General features: G+C 39.6%; 3 protein-coding genes. All 3 read right to left on the reverse strand.

Features of this window, described 5'->3' with window-relative positions; genetic code table 11:
* Window positions 1-69: 69 nt before the first annotated feature.
* Window positions 70-420 (reverse strand): hypothetical protein, encoded by a 351-nt coding sequence (locus F607_RS0127245; RefSeq protein WP_027710494.1) that lies wholly within the window; start codon window positions 418-420, stop codon window positions 70-72.
* 108 nt (window positions 421-528) lie between these two features.
* Window positions 529-828 carry a hypothetical protein gene (locus tag F607_RS0127250; RefSeq protein ID WP_027710495.1) on the reverse strand — a complete coding sequence of 100 codons (300 nt, stop codon included), beginning with the start codon at window positions 826-828 and terminating at the stop codon, window positions 529-531.
* Between the two features lie 257 nt (window positions 829-1,085).
* Window positions 1,086-1,298: site-specific integrase (locus tag F607_RS35050; RefSeq protein WP_211233728.1), on the reverse strand; the 213-nt coding region annotated here is incomplete at its 5' end.

The raw sequence follows: 1,298 nt of genomic DNA on the forward strand, positions 1-1,298 counted from the left end.
CATGGTTTTTGTTTGACATGAGTTAATTCAGGTTATAACCATTAACAGTATTGCTCTACCTGCAATGCCTTAGCCTCTAAATGGCCAAAGTCGAGCTACAGTAAGACTTTTAAATTGATTAAATAAATCTTCTTTCGTTCTTTCTAATTCTTCTTTACGCTTTTCCGTCAAATCCATATCTTGAGCAGCGTTTCTAGCCCACTCAATTATTAGAGCCCAATACCTTAAACATACGTGGGTCATTTCTTCTATATCTGACCCAACAGACTCCAAAGCATCAAAATGTCGTTTACGCACATCTTTAGAATTTTCATGACCATGATTTAATTTTGTAACCAAAATTGTGCCAAGTAGTGTAATTAAACCACCTAATCCTATTTTTACTGCTGTATCGACAACTTCAATAACAGTGGTTGCCATATTATCTCCTCTTACTTATAACGCTGAGCTAACCGGCAGCCAGTGCGAAGCACGCTTTTGGCTGTCCGACGGAGGCCGCTCGCGGCCGGAGTGTAGTTGAGCGCCTTGTTATGTGCTGATTTCACTGCTTTCTACGCCTGTTAGCCATAGCTCGCTGCCAATTGGAATTTCTGCTTTTTTAATACCTGAAAGGTGACAATGGTAGCAGACTTCTTTTGGCGGCGGAGACTGAAATGGAACTGTAAATTTCGCCTTGCATTCTTTTGTGGCCCCAGATGCATCTTTGATTAATGCATCATACTCGCGATCAAATTTATACTTTGAAACAGGAAAGCCCGGAACCAGTATAATGCCTCGCCCCGTAACATCGAATACTTCCTCGATTTTTGAAAGTAAAATCTCGCTCATTTCCTATGACACATAACTATTAATGAACGTCACTATGACGCAATATATTACGTCACCTTGACGTATAACACCCTGATTAATTTTAACTGGTTCTCACTATTTGAGCCAGACTTAGATAATGAATTCCAACTTATCTAACTGATAATAATAGATATTTTGTTTTTTGAAGGAGTGTTATACGTCAGAGTGACATAATATACTACGTCTCATTAATAGCGCTAATTTCCATAGTTCATGAAGCTTATTTGGCTTATAACCTAATTAGTAACAAAATTTTGCACTGCCATACACTGCTTTGATAATTCTTCAAAGTACCCCTCAATCGCCTCAACACAATTCGACAAATACGAAGGATCATATGGTGCATAAATTTCTGTGGTTGAATACTGTTCCATACGATGCCCTAGTTGTGCCGCTACTTCCCACGGTGGCACAGACTGTGAGCGTAACCAACGAGTCATCGTGTGCCG

This window comes from Zooshikella ganghwensis DSM 15267 (genome assembly GCF_000428585.1).
Taxonomy (GTDB): Bacteria; Pseudomonadota; Gammaproteobacteria; order Pseudomonadales; family Zooshikellaceae; genus Zooshikella; species Zooshikella ganghwensis.

Coding starts and splice junctions, on each gene's coding strand:
- F607_RS0127245 (WP_027710494.1), bottom strand. CDS start 420: ATGGCAACCACTGTTATTGAAGTTGTCGATACAGCAGTAAAAATAGGA.
- F607_RS0127250 (WP_027710495.1), bottom strand. CDS start 828: ATGAGCGAGATTTTACTTTCAAAAATCGAGGAAGTATTCGATGTTACG.